Raw genomic sequence first — 16215 nt, 5'->3', positions numbered from 1 at the left:
CTCCGTGACCACTCCCCCCAATCCGGGCGACCTGCTGAGCCGGCGCCGGAAGCTCCTGTACATCCTCCTCCTGGGCGCGCTGACGGCCCTCGGTCCGTTCACCATCGATCTGTACCTGCCGGCTTTCCCTGCCCTGGAGGCAAGCCTCGGGGTGACAGAGGCCCAGGTCCAGCTGACCCTCGCCGGCACCACGGTCGGTTTCGCGTTCGGCCAGCTGGTGGTGGGGCCGTTCAGCGACAAGTTCGGCCGCCGCACCCCGCTGATCCTGGCCACGGCACTGCACATCGCTGCGTCCCTGGGCGCCGCCCTGTCCACGGACATCTCCACGCTGGGGATCTTCCGTGTACTGATGGGCGTGGGCGCGGCCGGCGGAGGCGTGGTAGCCATGGCCATGGTTCGGGACCTGTTTTCCGGCTACGCCATGGTGCGGATGTTCTCGCGGATGTCGCTGGTCAACGGACTGGCGCCCATCCTGGCCCCCGTCATCGGGTCGCAGCTGCTGCTGGTGATGCCGTGGCCCGGTATCTTCGTGTTCCTTGCCTCCTACGGGACCCTGGTGATCGTCGCGGCCCTGGTCCTGGTGCGCGAAACACTGCCGCCGGAGAAGCGCGGGAAGAGCGGCATGACTGCCGGGCAGCGCTACAAGGCGCTCTTCAGCGACCGGATCTTCGTGGGCCTGCTCATGGTGGCGGGCTTCAATTTCGGCGGGCTCTTCACCTACCTGTCGGCGTCACCCTTCCTCTTCCAGGACGTGTTCGGCTTTTCCGCCCAGCAGTACGGGCTGCTGTTCGGGATCAACTCGCTGGGCATCGTGGCCGGCGTCCAGACCAGTTCGCGGCTGATCAGGATTGTCCCGCCGCAGTGGATCCTGGCCGGGGCCACGGCCTGGATGTTCCTGATGGCGCTGCTGATTGTGGTCTTCGACAGGGCGGGGCTGGGCCTTTGGGGCGTCATGGTCCCGCTGTGGTTCTACATCATGGGGACCGGCTTCATGTTCCCTTGCGTTCAGGTGCTGGCCCTGGCCAGCCACGCGGCACAGGCAGGCACCGCTGCCTCCCTGCTCGGGGCGGCCACGTTCCTCATGGCCGGGCTGATCTCTCCTGTGGTGGGCTGGCTCGGCATCACCAGTGCAGCGCCGATGGGCGCGGTGCAGGCGGCGTGTATCCTGCTGGCAATTGCAGCCCTGTGGCTCGTGGTCCGGCCACGCACGGTTCCATCGATCCACTGACCATCCCTCCACAGACAGTCCATCCACTGACCCGGACCGCCAGCCCACCTGCCAGCCGTTGAACCGAAAGGGCCGCCCATGAGCCGCAGACCGCACCGCAACGGAAGGGGACTTTTCCTGGGCGCCGTGCTTGGCGCCGTCGTCGGCTATTTTGCCGGCCACGCTGTGGGAAACCCCGCCTGGGGCATCATCCTCGGGACGCTGGCGGGCGCCGCGATCCTGTACCGGATCAACCCAGGCCCGCCCAACCGCCGCTGACCGGGCGCCAGCCGGATGTGCCCGGCGCGGCGCTGCGGTCCCTGCCCTCCGGCCCGCTCCCGCGATAAAATGATCCCGTGTCCAGCTGGCAGAACCAACCGCCACTTCCGGCCACATGGCAACGGTGCGACGCCAGGATCCTGCCACTGTGGTGGGAGCGGCTGTGCGCGCAGGCGGGACAGCAGTCGGCGGCGCTGTATGCCGCCGGCCTGTTTACGGAAGACCGCCGCCGGCCCATTGCCCAGTGGTTCAATCCCGCGTTCAACGCCGCCCTGCTGGTGGCACCGGAGACGTCCCCGGAGTGGCCCGTTCAACGCTTCGGAATCTTCTATGCCCCGCCGGACACCGGCTTTGTCCGGATCCATTCCGCGCCGCACGAATGGAGTCCGCGCGAGCCCCGGAAGTCCCCCACCGAGAAGGAAGCCTTCGAAGCTGCCATCGCCGAGGCCGAACGGTTCCTGCAGGTGGAAATGGACTTCGTCTAGGACACGCCTGCCCTGCAGGCTTCCCACCCCGCGGATAGAAAAAATCCCCGCTCCTCCAACCGGAGGAACGGGGATTTTTCGTAACGCTCCTCCTGCTGGACTTGAACCAGCAACCCTTCGATTAACAGTCGAATGCTCTGCCAATTGAGCTAAGGAGGAATGAAGCAGGTATGACATTAGCAAAGGATTCCGGCCCAAGGGAAATCGGCTGTTTTCGGCACCCAAACGCCCCTGCCGGCAAACAAAAATCCCCGTTCCGGAGACCGGAACGGGGATTGGAAGCTCCTCCTGCTGGACTTGAACCAGCAACCCTTCGATTAACAGTCGAATGCTCTGCCAATTGAGCTAAGGAGGAATGAAGCGGGTATTAGCCTAGCAAACACCTGCAGCGGAAACGAAATCGGCCGGGCAGTGATCTGCCCCACCCTCAGGGCCTGCAGCGGGTCAGGCCTCCGCCCGCAAGGCCCGGCGTTCCATCTCCAGCATCATCAGTTCACGGTTGAGCCTCTGATAGGTCTCCGGGTCTGCTGCGGCGTCGAGCCGCTGCAGCTGGCCCATCTTGTCCGCCTTCACACGGGTGATCTGCAGCTCGAACAGCCGGGACAGGATGTCGCGGCAGTACTTGAGCACCGCTTCCTCGGTATGCGCGGGCAACGGCACTACGGCAAGCTCCGAGACCAGCGGCCGGAGGGGCTCAGGGACCTCATGCATCACCTGCTCCACCCAGCGCACCGGATCGCCCGCCAGCCCGGGGCCGGAGGCGCGCATGGCGTCATGGACGGCCTGGAATGCGGGGGTGGCGAACCTGGCGGCCTCGAACCGGTCCCAGACCGCGCCGGCCAGCAGGGCAGGCTGCTGCAAAGCCACTTCCAGCGCCTGCCGCTCCATGGAAGCCACGGGGTCGCGGGGGTCGGGCCGGTGGAAGGACGGGACAGCGCCTGACGACGGTGCCGCAGCGACGCCGGGCCCGCCGGCCTGGGAGCCCCCGGGGTGGGAGCTGCCGGCGTGTGCGGGGGCTGCGCGGGTGCCCGGCCCCTGCTGTTGGGCGGGGGCAGGGGGACGTCCCGTTTCGCCGCGCTTGACCGCAGCGTTGACCAGGCGCAGGACCTCATTGGGGTCCGGCATGCCCAGCCACCCCGTCAGCGCCTGGCAGTAACCGGTCCGCGTGGAGGCGTCACGGATGGCGGCCACGACCGGCACGGAGGCTTTGAGGCCCTGCACACGGCCCTCCACAGTGTCCAGGTTGAACTGCTTCAGGGTGGTGCGGATGGCGAACTCGAACAGTGGCCGCCGGGACTGGATCAGGGCGTGCACCGCCTCATCCCCGCGGCTGAGGCGGAGGTCGCAGGGATCGGCTCCTGTGGGTTCCACGGCCACGTAGGTCTGTGCAGTGAAGCGCTGGTCCTCTTCGAAGGCACGCAGGGCAGCCTTCTGGCCGGCGGCGTCGCCGTCGAAGGTGAACACCACTTCTCCGCCGGTGCCGTCGTCCGACAACAGCCGGCGGGCGATCTTGATGTGTTCGGTGCCGAATGCCGTGCCGCAGGTTGCCACCGCCGTCGTAATCCCTGCCAGGTGGCAGGCCATCACGTCTGTGTAGCCCTCCACCACCACCAGCTGGCGGTCTTTGGCGATGCTGCGCTTGGCGAGGTCGATGCCGTAGAGGACCTGTGACTTCTTGTAGAGCGTTGTTTCGGGGGTGTTGAGGTACTTGGGGCCCTGGTCGTCCTCGTACAGCTTGCGGGCGCCGAAGCCGATAGTGTCTCCGGCGATGTCCTTGATGGGCCAGATGAGGCGTCCCCGGAAGCGGTCGTAGATCCCGCGGTTGCCCTCACTGAATATGCCGGTGAGCTTGAGCTCGGCGTCTGTGAAGCCGCGGCCGCGAAGGTGCTTCAGGAGGGCATCCCATCCTTGTGGCGCGTAGCCGCAGCCGAAATGCTCCGCGGCCGCCCTGTCGAAGCCACGGCCGAACAGGAAGTTCCGTGCCTCCGCGGCACCGGGGGTGAGCAACTGGGCGCGGAAGAACTCGTCGGCGATCTTGTGCGCGTCCAGCAGCCGCTGGCGGCGCCCCGCTTCCTCGCGGTTGGGCCCGGTTCCGCCGTCCTCGTAGCGGAGCTCGTAGCCGATCCGGGCGGCCAGCTTTTCCACGGCTTCCTGGAAGGAGCTGTGGTCCTGCTTCTGGACGAAGGCGATGACGTCGCCGTCCTCGCCGCAGCCGAAGCAGTGGTAGCGGCCCACCTGGGGGCGGACGGTGAAGGACGGCGAGCGCTCGTCGTGGAAGGGGCACAGGCCCTTGAAAGTCCCCAGCCCGGCACCCTTAAGCGTGACGTAGCCGTCCACCACTTCCTTGATGTCCGTGCGCTGGCGTACTTCGTCGATATCTTCGCGTTTAATCAGCCCAGCCACACAGCAATCTTAGTGTCACCGGCCCGGCGTCACCGGCCAGGCCTGCGCCGGTCCGCTTCCGGCGGAGTCCGCTCGACCAGGCCCAGGGCGAGCTTGGGACACAGGAGCACGGCCTCCCGGGCAGCTTCCCGGTCCGCCTCCCGCAGGGGCACGTCGGTGCGGTCCTGGCCCGTCTTTCCACGTGCCACGGGATAGCCCCAGTCATCCCGGTCCAGGACCCCGGGCAGCAGTTCAGCGCACAGGCCCCGGCCGTCACAGCTGGTCCAGTCGATGTGCAGGTGCGTGGTCATGCCGCCACGCCTCCGGGACCCGCACAGTATCCGGAAAGGTGCGCGCGGAAGTCTGCAGCGAAGACCTCCATGGCGCTGGCCACCAGTCCGGCGGTCCCTTCCGGATGGCGGCACGCCCCACGCCCGGATACCAGCCGCCCCAGCCGGTCAAGTTCGGGGACAAGGCGGTGATTGCGTTCCCCTCCCGCGACCCTGTCGAGGATTGAGGCCATCGCCGGCAGGCCGAACATGCAGGGTCCGCATTGCCGGGCGGACTCAGCGGCGAGGTAGCTGAGGATCCTGGCCGTGGCCTGGATGCCGCAGGTCTGCAGGTCCAGGGCGTGGATCACGCCCGCGCCGGGCCGGACCGTGCTGCCGGTGGGTCCTGCGGGCGAGAGGACATGGGCTCCGGGCCGCACCCACCGGCCGTGGTAGCCGCCCACCAGGACGGCGGACACGGCGGCAGGATCCATCCCCGCCTCCCGGAGGACCGGGGAAAGCCCGGCGCCCCCGGGCACCTCCAGGACCACATCCCGGACGGAGGCAGGGCCGGAAACGGATACCAGCCGGGTGCCGGGATCCGTTGCAGTTCCTGCCTTGCGGAACCATAGCGGCCCATAGCGGGCAATCAGTGCCACCTGGGCGAGGGTTTCGACGTTGACCACCAGGGTGGGACGGCCGTTGAGTCCCGACTCGCTCAGGCGGCGCCGTTGGTCCAACGGGACCGCGGTCCCGTTGGCAATCATGTTGACGACGGCGCTTGACTCACCGGCAATGAACGTCCCGGGAGCCTCCACCACGCGCACGCGCCTGGTGCCGGGCCGCTCATTGAGCGCTTCGCGCACGCGGGGAAGGCTGGGTGCGGGTGCGTAGACGTACATGCCGGCACCGCCCAGGGCTGCGGCCAGCACGAGCAGCCCGTCGATGACCAGGTGGGGCGCGTGGGCCAGGAGCGTGCGGTCCTTGAAGCTAAGGGGTTCGCCTTCCGCGCCGTTGGCGACCACCACCGGCCGGGCTGCAAGCAGGCCCTTCCTTACGGAGCCGGCAGTGGCCGAGGCCTTGCGCCAGGTTTCGAACGCAGCTCCGCCCCGCCCCGTGAGTCCGGCAGCTGCCAGCGCCTCCAGCAGGCCCGCTGCGGCAGCCTGTGGTTGCCAGGGCCCGAAGGTGTCCAGGTGCTGGGTCCAGGCAGCATCGGTGCCAGCGGCCAGCAGCCGCGGTTCCTGGCGGTTCGAAGGGGCCCCAATCGAAGGGGCCCCGGTCCGTCCGGCCTGCGGGTGGATGTCATGTGTTTGGCTCACCGCAGGTTTCCTTGCCTGGCGTGGGAAGTTTCGAGGAAGGACGGGCTCAGCCGCCAGAGCAGGGCGGCGGCGACGGCCACCGCGGATGCCGCCGCCAGCAGGAGGAACCAGCCGCCCGAGACGTCGGTGCCGTTGCCGAGGGCGTGCCCCATGGCCACCGGCCACATCCCGTAGCTGAGCCAGTGCACGGCCTTGAAGGTGCGCTGCCCGATCCGGTGCCGGAGCAGCCCCGTCACCACCACGGCCAGGACAAGGTCCAGCGCGACTGTTCCCAGCCCCTGCCAGAACGGCTGGAACGAGCCAAGGAAAGGCACCACGATGTCCACCGGCCGGAGCTTTGCATAGGAGTCGAGGAGCAGGCACCCCACGTGCAGCCCCAGGAAGACCGTGGCGAGCAGGGCCACGTTCCGGTGCAGGAGGCTGATGGAGAACCGCGGCAGCACCATCAGGGGCCGGCCGGACCTGTTCAGGATCCCCAGCAGCACCGAGCCGGTGAACAGGGCGAGGGACATGAACCCGCTAACACGGCCGAAGGCCCACATTGCCTCATCCACGGTACGCTCCCCCGGTGCCGTCAGCCTCAGCAGCGGCCTGACTTCCGGCGGGCCAGCCGCCGGTGGTGGTGACCCTTCCCCGGCTGTCTACGAGCCGGGCCGGGACGCCTTCGGCGCGGAACCACTCCACGGCCGCGAAACCGCGGACAATGGCCGCGGTGCTCAGGGCGTTTGCATCCAAGCATGCCGGCGTCGCCACGGTAACCGTCCGCCAGACTGGATCGGCCGGATCGCCAAAGCGCGGGTCCAGGATGTGGTGGACCCGGGTACCCTGGTGCACCCAGGTCCGCTTTTGCGTACTGGACGTAGCGAGGGCAAAACCGGGGGCCAGCGAGATGTGTTGGGCGGGATCGGCAGGAAGGTCCTGCACCAGGATCTGCCAGTGTCCGGGCCGGCCGTCCTCCTGTGGTCCCGGTCCTGCGCTGGCCAGGTCTCCGCCCAGGCTTACGAGCACCCCGCAGCCCAACTTCCGGTGCACTTCAGCGGCGGCGAGGTCCGCCGCGACGGCCTTGGCAGATGCACCGAGGTCAAGGCGCAGGTCCGCCGGCAGGGTCAAGGTACCTCCGTCGAGGTGCAGGCGGGACCAACCCGGCACGCGCGGTGCCGGCCCGCGCTGCGCCGGCCCGTCCGGCGCGGAAGGCACCGCCGGTACCGGAACGCTCCTCATTCCCGGGTATAGGCGCGCTTCGGCACCATCCTTCAGGGGCCCGTGCCCGAGGGCGGCCAGGTCCGCACCGAGAGTGGGGTCCACGTCGCCATCGGTCATCCTTGCGGCGTCGAGGGCGCGCTCCAGGAGCAGCCGGAACATCGGGCTGACGGTGACGCCCCGGGGCATCAGAGGCTGCAGCCGCATCAGCTCCGAGTCCTCCCGGAACCGGCTGCAGGCAAGGTCCACGGCGGCCACAATGTCACGGACGATGTACTCCGCTGCCCCCAGCGCAACGGAGTCCGTGACCGTAACAGATGCTTCAAGCTCCCACACTGTCCAACTGGATTGTGCCGTGCTTTCCTGGCTGGCCGTGGCCGTGGTGATCCCTGGGCGCGCCACGTCAGGACCCCGAGGACCTGCCGTGGATGGTGCCCCCGTTGCCGGGCTGGACGGGGCTTGTGCTGCCGGAATTGCCGGAGCTCTTCGGGCGGCGGGTGCTGCTGCCCTTGCGGGTGCCCCGGTCGTCGTCATCGGAACGGGCGGCGCTGGACGTGGGCGCGGTGCTTGGGGTACTGCTGTCCGTCCCGGCCGCTGTCCTGGCGATCACCGAGGGCGTGGACGCATACACAGCGGCTGCGGCGATCCCGGCAGCAGCGAAGCTGCCTGCGCCCACGGCTGCAGTGATCCCGGTGGCAAGGCGTTTGCCCCTGCTGCGAGTACTCATGGCCTGATCCGTTCCTAGCGGCCGGTGTTTCCTCCCATAGTGCGCTTCATTCCTGTGTGAATGCTTTAAGGAAGCTGTTACCAGGCCGGTTTCCGGGCCGGGCCGTGCACGGGTCACCAGAGTGAGGGCAGGCTCCCCACCAGGCGTTCGTACATGGCCAGCGCCGACCCGTCGGTCAGCGACGCCACCTGGTCGATGACGACGCGAAGGCGCGCTCCGTCGTCGTCCGCCGCCCGCCAGTCGGCAGCGAACATCGGCTCCAGGTGGCGGTCGCCGGTGGCACTGAGGGCGGTGACCAGGGCGTGGAGGACTTCCCGCTGGCGCTCGTAGATGGGCTGCCGGTGCTCGGTGGTCATCACGAACGTGGTGGCCAGGCCCTTCATCACCGCGATCTCCATCACGGTCTCGTCGGGGACCATAAGTTCGGCGTTGTAGCGGGTGAGGTTCTCCGGCCCGTAGACGGCGCGGGTGGTTTCCAGGGCGCTCTGGCAGAACCGGCCGATGAGCTGGCTGGTCATGTTCTTCAACGCCGCCATGGATTTTCGGCTGCCATCCGCTTCGCCCACCCACACGTCGGTGGCTTCAAGCCGGGCCAGGGCGGCGTCGATGGCTGCGGGGTCGTTGTGCGGCAGGTACCACTGCTTGGCGTAGCCCACCACGCGGGCGCGGTGGTCCGGGTTGTCCATCCAGCGGAGCTGGAAGTGGCCGGCCACGATGGCGTCCTCCACGTCATGCACCGAGTAGGAGATGTCGTCCGCCAGGTCCATCACCTGGGCTTCCAGGCAGGTCCGGCGTTCCGGAGCGCCTTCCCGGATCCAGTTGAAGATGGGCAGGTCGTCCTCATAGGCGCCGAACTTGCTGGTCCGCTGGCCATGGATCACCGGAGCTTCCAAGGCTGACCAGGGGTATTTCGACGCCGCATCAAGGCTTGCGCGGGTCAGGTTGAGTCCGGCGGGCCTGCCGTCCGCCGCCAGGACCTTGGGTTCCAGGCGGGTCAGCAGGCGCAGGGTCTGGGCATTGCCCTCAAACCCGCCGATGGCATGCGCTACCTCATTCAGCGCCGATTCGCCGTTGTGGCCAAACGGCGGGTGGCCCAGGTCGTGGCTCAGGCAGGCCGTGTCCACCACATCCGGATCGCAGCCCAGGGCCCGGCCAAGCTCACGCCCCACTTGTGCCACCTCCAGGCTGTGCGTGAGGCGGGTGCGGACGAAGTCGTCCGTGTCCGGCGCCACCACCTGTGTTTTGGCTCCCAGCCGCCGCAGGGCCGAGGAGTGCAGCACCCGGGCGCGGTCCCTTTCAAAGTCGGAGCGGTAGGTGTTCTTGGGCGGCTCCTCCACCCAACGGGCAGAGTCGTGGGTGTCGTAGCCTGGCAGCGCCAGGGCGGCTGTGGGGGTTCCGGCTGTGGGGGTTGCGGGCATGGGTGTCTCAGCCACCGGAAACGTCCAGTTCCGCAGCTGCAATGTCCCGGGACTGGTCGTCGTTCAGTGCGCGCGAGTCCAGCCAGTCCTTGGGCAGGGCGGGCCGTTTCGGGGAGCCTGCGCGGCCGCGCGGGCCTTCGGCGTCAACGCCCGGGTAGGGCGAGTCCAGGTCCAGCTCGGCAAGGGTGTCCCGGAGGACTTCCAGGCTGGTCACCAGGGCCAGCCGGGTGCGCAGCTCGCCGCCCACCACGTAGCCCTTGAAGTACCACGCGATGTGCTTGCGGATCTCGCGCAGCGCCTTGCCTTCGTCGCCGAAGGTTTCCACCATCAGTTCCGCGTGGCGGTAGACGCCCTCGGCCACCTGGCGGAGGTTGGGCCGGTGCCGGACGTCGCTGCCTTCGAAGGCGGCCTGCAGGTCCCCGAACAGCCAGGGCCTGCCTTGGCAGCCGCGGCCCACCACCACGCCGTCGACGCCGGTCTCGCGGACCATCCGGACGGCGTCCTCGGCGGACCAGATGTCGCCGTTGCCCAGCACCGGGATGTCCGGCAGGGTTTCGCGGAGCCGGGCGATGGCGGACCAGTCGGCCTTGCCGGAGTAGAACTGCGCCGCGGTACGGCCGTGCAGCGCGACGGCGGCCACACCGGCGTCACGGGCGATGCGGCCGGCGTCGAGGTAGGTCAGGTGGTCGTCGTCAATACCCTTGCGCATCTTGATGGTCAGCGGGACGTTGCCCTTGGATGCTTCCTTGACGGCGGTCTGCACGATCGAGGTGAAGAGGTCGATCTTCCAGGGCAGGGCCGAGCCGCCGCCGCGCCGGGTCACCTTGGGGACGGGGCAGCCGAAGTTGAGGTCGATGTGGTCGGCCCGGTCTTCCTCCACGAGCATCCGCACGGCCGCGCCGACTGTGCCGGGGTCCACGCCGTACAACTGGACGGAGCGGACCTTCTCGTCGTCGTCGTGGGAAATGATGCGGAGGGACTCGGGCGTCCGTTCCACCAGCGCGCGTGAGGTGACCATCTCCGCCACGTACATGCCGCCGCCGTATTCACGGCAGAGCCGGCGGAAGGCGGAGTTGGTGATTCCGGCCATCGGCGCGAGGATCACCGGGGTGTCAACGGTGATGGGTCCCAGCTTCAGGGGCGGGAGTTCCAGCTTGGGGGCGGGAGGGGTTGCTGCAACAGTCACCTGTCCATTGTTGCAAAGCCGGGCAAATCGGTGCCGGCCGCCAGTGCCAAAGTACCTGTCGCCGGTTCCGGCCGGCTGTTAGCGTGGCGCGGGGACGGACATCCAGCAGCACGTTTGAAGGAGACTTGCCCATGCTTTCCGACACCGCGTACCCCGTGATCCAGGCGACCCTTCCGGTCGTCGGCGAAAACATCCAGGAAATCGCCTCCCGCTTCTACCAGCACATGTTCCAGGAGCACCCCGAACTGCTTAACGGTTTGTTCAACCGCGGCAACCAGGCTGACGGCCGGCAGCAGCAGGCGCTGGCAGGATCCATTGCCGCTTTCGCCGGCTTCCTGGTCAACGACCCCACCCACCTGCCGGACCACCTGCTGTCCCGCATCGCCCACAAGCACGTCTCCCTGGGCCTCAGCCCGGAGCAGTACCAAGTGGTGCACGACAACCTGATGTGGGCCATCGTCGACGTGCTCGGTGGCGCCGTGACTCCGGACGTGGCCGCTGCCTGGGACGAGGTTTACTGGCTGATGGCCAACATGCTCATCAACAAGGAACGCGGGCTGTATGACGCCGTCCGGCTGGGCCCGGACACCATCTGGCGTACCTGGCGGGTGGCGGAGAAGACCCGGGAGACAGACGATGTTGTCAGCTTCGTCGTGGAGCGCACCGACGAACGCGAGGTGAAGCCTTCGCTTCCAGGACAGTACGTCACCATCAGGATGCAGATGACCGACGGCGTTCTGCAGCCACGCCAGTACAGCCTGACCCAGGGGACGACGGGCAGCACCGGAGGTTCGCCGTCAAGCGCGTCCGCGGCGAGGGGACGCCCGCCGGCGAGATGTCCACCCTGCTGCACGACCACGTCAGCGTGGGCGATGAGGTCACCCTGTCCGCCCCTTTCGGCGACGTTGTCCTCGAATACACCGACCGCCCGGTGGTGCTGGCAAGCGCCGGCATCGGCATTACGCCGATGGCCGGCATGCTGTCCCACCTGGTCAAGTCCGGATCGCAGCGCAAAGTCATGTTCCTTCACGCCGACGACTCCCCGGCCTCCTTTGCACTGCGGAACCAGGTGACGGCCGACCTCGCCGCACTCACTGACGCTTCCCTCACCACGTGGTTCCTCAATCCGGATGGCGAGGGGTCTTCCGGAGGCGGCAGCGTGCATTCCGGATTCATGAACATCCGGGACATCCAGTTGCCCTCCGACGCCGAGTACTACCTTTGCGGCCCCGTGCCCTTTATGCAGACCGTCCGGACAGCGCTGGTGGGCGCAGGAGTCCGGCCGAAAGACATCCAGTACGAAGTCTTCGGCCCGGACCTCTGGCTGGCGGACTACCAATAGCAGTCTGCTGCAGCGGCCAGCGGTGGCTCCCGGGACCAAGTGATGTCCGAGGGGCAGCGCCGCCTGAAGGGGGGTTCAGCCGCGGGCGGCCCTCCGGCCGCGCCGGGTGGCGGGTTCGTCCGCGGCTGGCGGCCCGCTTACCGGCGGGGGCACGTCCGTTGCCGGGGGCTCGACGACGGCGGTGCGCCGGCTGCGTTCCGAAAGCGCGGCTGCGGCGAGCGCCCCCGTGTCCGCCACGTCGTCCGCGTGGCTGTGCCCGGCGTCGTGCTTTCCGTCCCCTGGGCCGGCAATTGGTGCCGGGACTGCGCCGGCCTTGATGCCTGTTGCCTTGACCACGAGGACGGCAATCAGGGTGGTCACCGGGATGGCCAGGACCAGTCCGATGGACCCCACCAGCGTCCGGATGACCTCCTCGGAGAGCTCGGCGCTGGTGAGGGTGTCCATCAGCGGCCGGTCGTAGAGCATGACGATGATCAGGATGGGCAGCGCGGCGCCGGCGTAGGCGAAGGCGATGGTGTAGACGGTGGAGGCGATGTGGTCGCGGCCGATCCGCATGGCGGACGTGAACAGTTTGCGGGCGCTGCTGCCCGGCGCCAGTTCGTAGAGCTCCCACACGGCCGATGACTGGGTGATGGTGACGTCGTTCAGGACGCCCAGGCCGGAAATGATGAGCCCGCACAGGATCACGCCGGAGATGGAGATGTTCGATGACGTGTTCACCAGGGTGGCGGCGTCATGGCTGCCCACGCCTGCGAGGTTGGCGGCGTCTGTGGCCCAGGCGGCCAGGAGGGCCGTGATGGCCAGGCCGAAAATGGTGCCCAGGAGCGCCGTCGACGTGCGTGCGGAGAACCCGTGGGCGAAGTACAGCACCCCGATCATGATCACCGTGGAGCCCACCAGCGCCAGCAGCAACGGCGGCTTGCCTTCCACCAGGCCGGGCAGCAGGAAGCTCACCAGCACAAAGTAGGCACCCACCAGGCCGATCAGGGCGCGGAGTCCGCGCCACCGTGCGACGGCGATGACCACCACGGCATACAGCGCGGCCAGGAGGACGATCGGCAGGGTCCGGACGAAGTCAACGAAAATGTAGGCCGGCGAACCCTGCGACCCTGTGGCGCCCTGGACATTCGAGAGGTTCAGGTAACGGATCTGGTCGCCCGGCTTGACCCCGTGCGATGAGGCAACATCAGGGTTGATGACCACCTTGACCGGGCTGCCGCCCTTGTCCGGCTCGGTGGATGCAAACGTACATTTCGAGCCCTGCTGGCCCGGGTTTTGCGACCCCGTTCCGTCCTGGCCGCTGTTTTGCTGGCCGGTCCCCTGCTGACCGGTGCCCTGCGTGCAGCTTTCGGTTACCACGCTGCGGATGGTCCCCGTATCAAACGTGACCCCGGGGGCCGTGGAGTAAGGATTCGCGAGGGAGATTCCTTCCTTGCTCCCCGACGGCCACAGCGCGGCCATGCCGGCCAAGGTCAGCAGCGCCAATGGGATCAGCACCGCAGCAAGGATCCGGTTCGCTTTGCTGCGGGCAGCCATCGCCTGGGGCGTCGGCTCCGAATCATCTACGGAAGCGTGGGAGTGGCCGGCGCCCATCAGCAGTTCAACCTCATACGTTGAACTCTACGTGCGCCGTCATAGGGTTTATAAATGGACCATCGGGACGGGGAGGAACCAGGCATGGACAACCGTGGATCGCGGGGAACCGGCAGCGCGGCAGGAATTCGCGGGGCCGTGGACGGCGGAGTGCAGGCCGGGCAGGTGCCGGCGGTTCCCGCCTACCAGCCCGTCCTGAGCGTCCTCGAAGCATCCGGCGACACCAAGGGCGTGGTTCTGGTCCTGCATGGCGGCAAGGCCCATAGCCGGGATCCGGTGGAGGCGCGGCACCTAAGCCCGGCCAGGATGATTCCCTTCGCCCGGCATTTGCACCGGGCCGGCCGGAAGCACGGGCTGGCTGTCTGGTCCCTGCGCAACAGCGTCCGCGGCTGGAACGGCCCGGACATGTCGCCGCTGCAGGATGCGCGGTGGGCGCTGGCGCAGATCGCGGAACGCCACCCCGGCGTCCCGGTCTTCCTGTTGGGCCACTCCATGGGAGGCCTGACGGCGGTATGCGCCGCAGACCATCCGCAGGTGGAGGCAGTGGTTGCGCTTGCCCCCTGGCTGGGCCCGGAGACGCCGGCCGGCAGGGTCAGCGGCCGGAAGGTCCTGATCATCCACGGCAGCACCGACCACATGACCAGCCCTGCGCAGTCCCTCGCGTTCGCACGGCGGGCATCCGCGGAGGCGGCCAGCATGCAGTATGTGTCGCTCAAGGGCGTCGGGCACTTCATGCTCCGCAAGATCCGCATCTGGGAGACCCTCGCCAGCGGCTTTGTCATTAAGTCCTTCGCCGAAAGCACGGGTGTAAAGGTCCGGCCGCCGCGGGCGTTCACGCAGCTGCTGCCGGAATCCTCCATCCACGTCACCCTGTAGGCCCCGGCTCCGATGCCCTGGCGGCCCCCGTCCAACGACCGTTTCTACCGGCTGATCGTCCGCACGGGACAGTTCCTGCGGTGGGCGCTGCGGCTCCAGATCCTGCCAACGGGCCTAGGGCACCTGCCCCCGAAAGGACCCCTGAACGGCCCGTCCCGGCGGGTATCGCCCGGCAAGGGCGCCGTCTTCGCCATCACGCACTTTGGCTACGTGGACTTCGCGGTGGTGGAGCTGCTCCTGTGGCGGCACACCCGCGCGCAGTTGCGCTTCCTGGTGCACCAGGGCGCGGCGGACCATTGGCTTGCCGGGCCGGCGATCAGCGCCAGCGGCCACGTGGTGGTCGGATATGCCGGCCGCGCCGATGCCTATGACGCGGCTGTGGCGAAGCTCCGCGCCGGTGAGTACCTGGCAGTCTTCCCCGAAGCGGGGGTCAGCCGCAGCTTCACGGTGCGTGAGTGCAGGACGGGGGCGGTCCGGATGGCCGCGGACGCCGGTGTTCCGGTGATCCCCGTATCTGTCTGGGGCGCCCACCGGATCATGACCCGCGGTCACGGCTTTTCCCTTCGCCGCAGCTGGCAGGCACCGGTACGGGTTCACGTGGGCGATCCACTGGTGTTCCCGCGCGCGCAGGATGCGGAGGCGGACACGGAACTGCTGCGCAGCATCCTCCAGGCAGGGGTGGACCGCTGCATCACCGGCTTTCCGCTCCAGCCCGAAGCCGGGGCCTGGTGGATGCCGGCGCACCTGGGCGGCAGCGCACCGACCGATGCCGAGCGGCAGCTGCTGGACGCCGCTGACGCAGCCGCGGGCCGCCGTCGTACTCCCCGGAGGAAGTAGGCGGCCCGCTCCCGCAGGAAATAGGCAGCCCTCCCTCGCGGGCCGCCGGGATGCCTGGCTAGTCCGAGACCACCAGCGTTTCTGCCCCCGCCAGCCGTGCTTTCCCGGTTTCCAGGAGAGGCTCGACGGCGGCACGCAGGGCGGTCATGGAATCGTCCAGTTCCAGCATGACCGGATGCTGGTACGCGATCAGGGCAAGGATGTCGCGGACCGCCTCGGCGGCGTCGTCGGCATCCAGGGTCGGCTCGTGCCCGACGAAAACGTCCGTGGGAGCCTCGGCTGATGCCGGCCCGGGCTCCTGCCCGGCTTCCGGCGTGGCGGGCGCCGCATAGCTGACCGCGAACGCGCGGATCCGCCCCTTCTTTGCCGGTGCCACGCCCGCCCCGAACGCCGACTCAGGCTGGGCCCGCAGCACGATCGCGCCGTGGGCTCCGGTGAGTTCGTCCAGGAACAGCTTCTGCACCTGGCCTGCGGACAGCACGCCGGGTGAGTCCCAGCCGTGGATGGAGGTGTAGTACCGGCCCACCACGTCCGTCAGCTCCACGGAGCCGGTGGCGAGGTCCATGACCACGTCGGAACCGGCGTTTTCACCGTTGACGGGCCGTCCGCCGTAGTCCTTGTCCGGGAAGACCGGCAGCCGCATGGCGCCGGGCTCCACCACCACCAGGCGGGACCGCTGGATGGGCGTGAGCCCGAACGCTTCGGCGAACGCGGCGCCGGCGGTGCCCGGCTCCACCTTGGCGCGCAGCCTGGTGACGCCCGACGGCGCGTGTTCGGCTTCGCGCCGCAGCATGGTCAGGAGGCTGGCGCCGATGCCCGTGCGGCGGTGGTCCTTCGCGACTTCGATGTAGGTCCAGAGCCGTTCCGGGTGCAGGGAGGCTTCATAGACGACGCCGGCGGCGACAGGGATGCCGACGCCGTCAATGACGTCTTCCGCCACGATGCAGCGGCGCCAGGGGCTGCCGTCCCGTCCGTTGGAGGAGACGGCCAGGGCGCCGCGGAACTGGCGGGCCTGGGCGGTGTCCGGATCGCCCCAGATCTCCAAAAGCGCCAGGTCGTCGCCGTCCCGCCATTCGCGGTAGTCGATGGCCATGC

Annotated in this window: 17 protein-coding genes and 2 tRNA genes; 7 read left to right on the top strand and 12 right to left on the bottom strand. The window is 68.5% G+C overall.

Going from position 1 to position 16215, the window contains the following annotated elements:
• Positions 1 to 4: 4 nt before the first annotated feature.
• The 3 genes from ACTJK0_RS11515 (at position 5) to ACTJK0_RS11505 (ending at position 1971) form a co-directional block, all read left to right on the top strand.
• The gene (locus ACTJK0_RS11515; protein ID WP_110544694.1) at positions 5 to 1228 is read left to right on the top strand and encodes a multidrug effflux MFS transporter; all 1224 of its coding nucleotides are present in this window, start codon (positions 5 to 7) and stop codon (positions 1226 to 1228) included.
• A 78-nt stretch (positions 1229 to 1306) separates the two neighbouring features.
• Positions 1307 to 1486: a glycine zipper 2TM domain-containing protein gene (locus tag ACTJK0_RS11510; protein ID WP_110544692.1), complete on the top strand. Its 180-nt coding sequence runs from the start codon at positions 1307 to 1309 to the stop codon at positions 1484 to 1486.
• 77 nt (positions 1487 to 1563) lie between these two features.
• Complete coding sequence (locus ACTJK0_RS11505) at positions 1564 to 1971, top strand: hypothetical protein (RefSeq protein ID WP_110544690.1); 408 nt, start codon at positions 1564 to 1566, stop codon at positions 1969 to 1971.
• A gap of 86 nt (positions 1972 to 2057) precedes the next feature.
• Here the strand turns inward: ACTJK0_RS11505 and ACTJK0_RS11500 are convergent.
• The 10 genes from ACTJK0_RS11500 to dusB all read right to left on the bottom strand — a co-directional run bounded on the left by ACTJK0_RS11500 (position 2058) and on the right by dusB (position 10472).
• Positions 2058 to 2130 (bottom strand) — tRNA-Asn (locus ACTJK0_RS11500).
• Positions 2131 to 2253: 123 nt separating this feature from the next.
• Positions 2254 to 2326: transfer RNA gene (locus ACTJK0_RS11495), tRNA-Asn, on the bottom strand.
• A gap of 89 nt (positions 2327 to 2415) precedes the next feature.
• Positions 2416 to 4374 carry a DNA primase gene (dnaG, locus tag ACTJK0_RS11490; protein WP_440745246.1) on the bottom strand — a complete coding sequence of 653 codons (1959 nt, stop codon included), beginning with the start codon at positions 4372 to 4374 and terminating at the stop codon, positions 2416 to 2418.
• A 29-nt stretch (positions 4375 to 4403) separates the two neighbouring features.
• Entirely contained in the window at positions 4404 to 4664 is a 261-nt protein-coding gene (locus ACTJK0_RS11485) for a ferredoxin (RefSeq protein ID WP_440745245.1), read from the bottom strand.
• Positions 4661 to 5941, bottom strand: coding sequence for an NADH-ubiquinone oxidoreductase-F iron-sulfur binding region domain-containing protein (locus ACTJK0_RS11480; protein ID WP_440745244.1), 1281 nt, complete (start codon positions 5939 to 5941; stop codon positions 4661 to 4663). The genes ACTJK0_RS11485 and ACTJK0_RS11480 overlap by 4 nt, the downstream gene beginning before the upstream one ends.
• Positions 5938 to 6495 (bottom strand): ferric reductase-like transmembrane domain-containing protein, encoded by a 558-nt coding sequence (locus ACTJK0_RS11475; protein ID WP_440745243.1) that lies wholly within the window; start codon positions 6493 to 6495, stop codon positions 5938 to 5940. Before ACTJK0_RS11475 ends, ACTJK0_RS11480 begins: the two co-directional genes overlap by 4 nt.
• Positions 6488 to 7477 carry an FAD:protein FMN transferase gene (locus tag ACTJK0_RS11470; RefSeq protein ID WP_440745242.1) on the bottom strand — a complete coding sequence of 330 codons (990 nt, stop codon included), beginning with the start codon at positions 7475 to 7477 and terminating at the stop codon, positions 6488 to 6490. The genes ACTJK0_RS11475 and ACTJK0_RS11470 overlap by 8 nt, the downstream gene beginning before the upstream one ends.
• A gap of 67 nt (positions 7478 to 7544) precedes the next feature.
• Positions 7545 to 7868, bottom strand: coding sequence for a hypothetical protein (locus tag ACTJK0_RS11465; RefSeq protein WP_110544682.1), 324 nt, complete (start codon positions 7866 to 7868; stop codon positions 7545 to 7547).
• Between the two features lie 113 nt (positions 7869 to 7981).
• On the bottom strand, positions 7982 to 9286 hold the full coding sequence (locus ACTJK0_RS11460; RefSeq protein ID WP_110544681.1) for a deoxyguanosinetriphosphate triphosphohydrolase: 1305 nt from the start codon (positions 9284 to 9286) through the stop codon (positions 7982 to 7984).
• A gap of 7 nt (positions 9287 to 9293) precedes the next feature.
• On the bottom strand, positions 9294 to 10472 hold the full coding sequence (gene dusB / locus ACTJK0_RS11455; RefSeq protein ID WP_110544679.1) for a tRNA dihydrouridine synthase DusB: 1179 nt from the start codon (positions 10470 to 10472) through the stop codon (positions 9294 to 9296).
• Positions 10473 to 10603: 131 nt separating this feature from the next.
• On the opposite strand from dusB, the gene ACTJK0_RS11450 reads away from it, so the two are divergent.
• Both ACTJK0_RS11450 and ACTJK0_RS11445 read left to right on the top strand, forming a co-directional pair.
• Positions 10604 to 11545, top strand: coding sequence for a globin domain-containing protein (locus ACTJK0_RS11450; RefSeq protein ID WP_440745241.1), 942 nt, complete (start codon positions 10604 to 10606; stop codon positions 11543 to 11545).
• A complete protein-coding gene (locus ACTJK0_RS11445; RefSeq protein WP_440745240.1) occupies positions 11440 to 11814 on the top strand; it encodes a hypothetical protein in 375 nt (124 codons plus the stop codon). The genes ACTJK0_RS11450 and ACTJK0_RS11445 overlap by 106 nt, the downstream gene beginning before the upstream one ends.
• Positions 11815 to 11889: 75 nt before the next feature.
• Here the strand turns inward: ACTJK0_RS11445 and ACTJK0_RS11440 are convergent, their stop codons facing one another.
• A complete protein-coding gene (locus ACTJK0_RS11440) occupies positions 11890 to 13407 on the bottom strand; it encodes a YibE/F family protein (RefSeq protein ID WP_440745239.1) in 1518 nt (505 codons plus the stop codon).
• Positions 13408 to 13491: 84 nt separating this feature from the next.
• On the opposite strand from ACTJK0_RS11440, the gene ACTJK0_RS11435 reads away from it, so the two are divergent.
• Positions 13492 to 14283 carry a serine aminopeptidase domain-containing protein gene (locus tag ACTJK0_RS11435; RefSeq protein ID WP_110544675.1) on the top strand — a complete coding sequence of 264 codons (792 nt, stop codon included), beginning with the start codon at positions 13492 to 13494 and terminating at the stop codon, positions 14281 to 14283.
• A 12-nt stretch (positions 14284 to 14295) separates the two neighbouring features.
• Complete coding sequence (locus ACTJK0_RS11430; RefSeq protein ID WP_110544673.1) at positions 14296 to 15120, top strand: lysophospholipid acyltransferase family protein; 825 nt, start codon at positions 14296 to 14298, stop codon at positions 15118 to 15120.
• Positions 15121 to 15178: 58 nt separating this feature from the next.
• Here the strand turns inward: ACTJK0_RS11430 and ACTJK0_RS11425 are convergent, their stop codons facing one another.
• On the bottom strand, positions 15179 to 16213 hold the full coding sequence (locus ACTJK0_RS11425; RefSeq protein ID WP_440745238.1) for a GNAT family N-acetyltransferase: 1035 nt from the start codon (positions 16211 to 16213) through the stop codon (positions 15179 to 15181).
• Between the last annotated feature and the right edge of the window lie 2 nt (positions 16214 to 16215).

Origin of the sequence: Paenarthrobacter sp. 22069, from assembly GCF_052046035.1 — a bacterium.
GTDB lineage: Bacteria > Actinomycetota > Actinomycetes > Actinomycetales > Micrococcaceae > Arthrobacter.
Note: the sequence above shows the minus strand (reverse complement) of the source record. Positions and strands in the feature narration are given on the sequence as shown.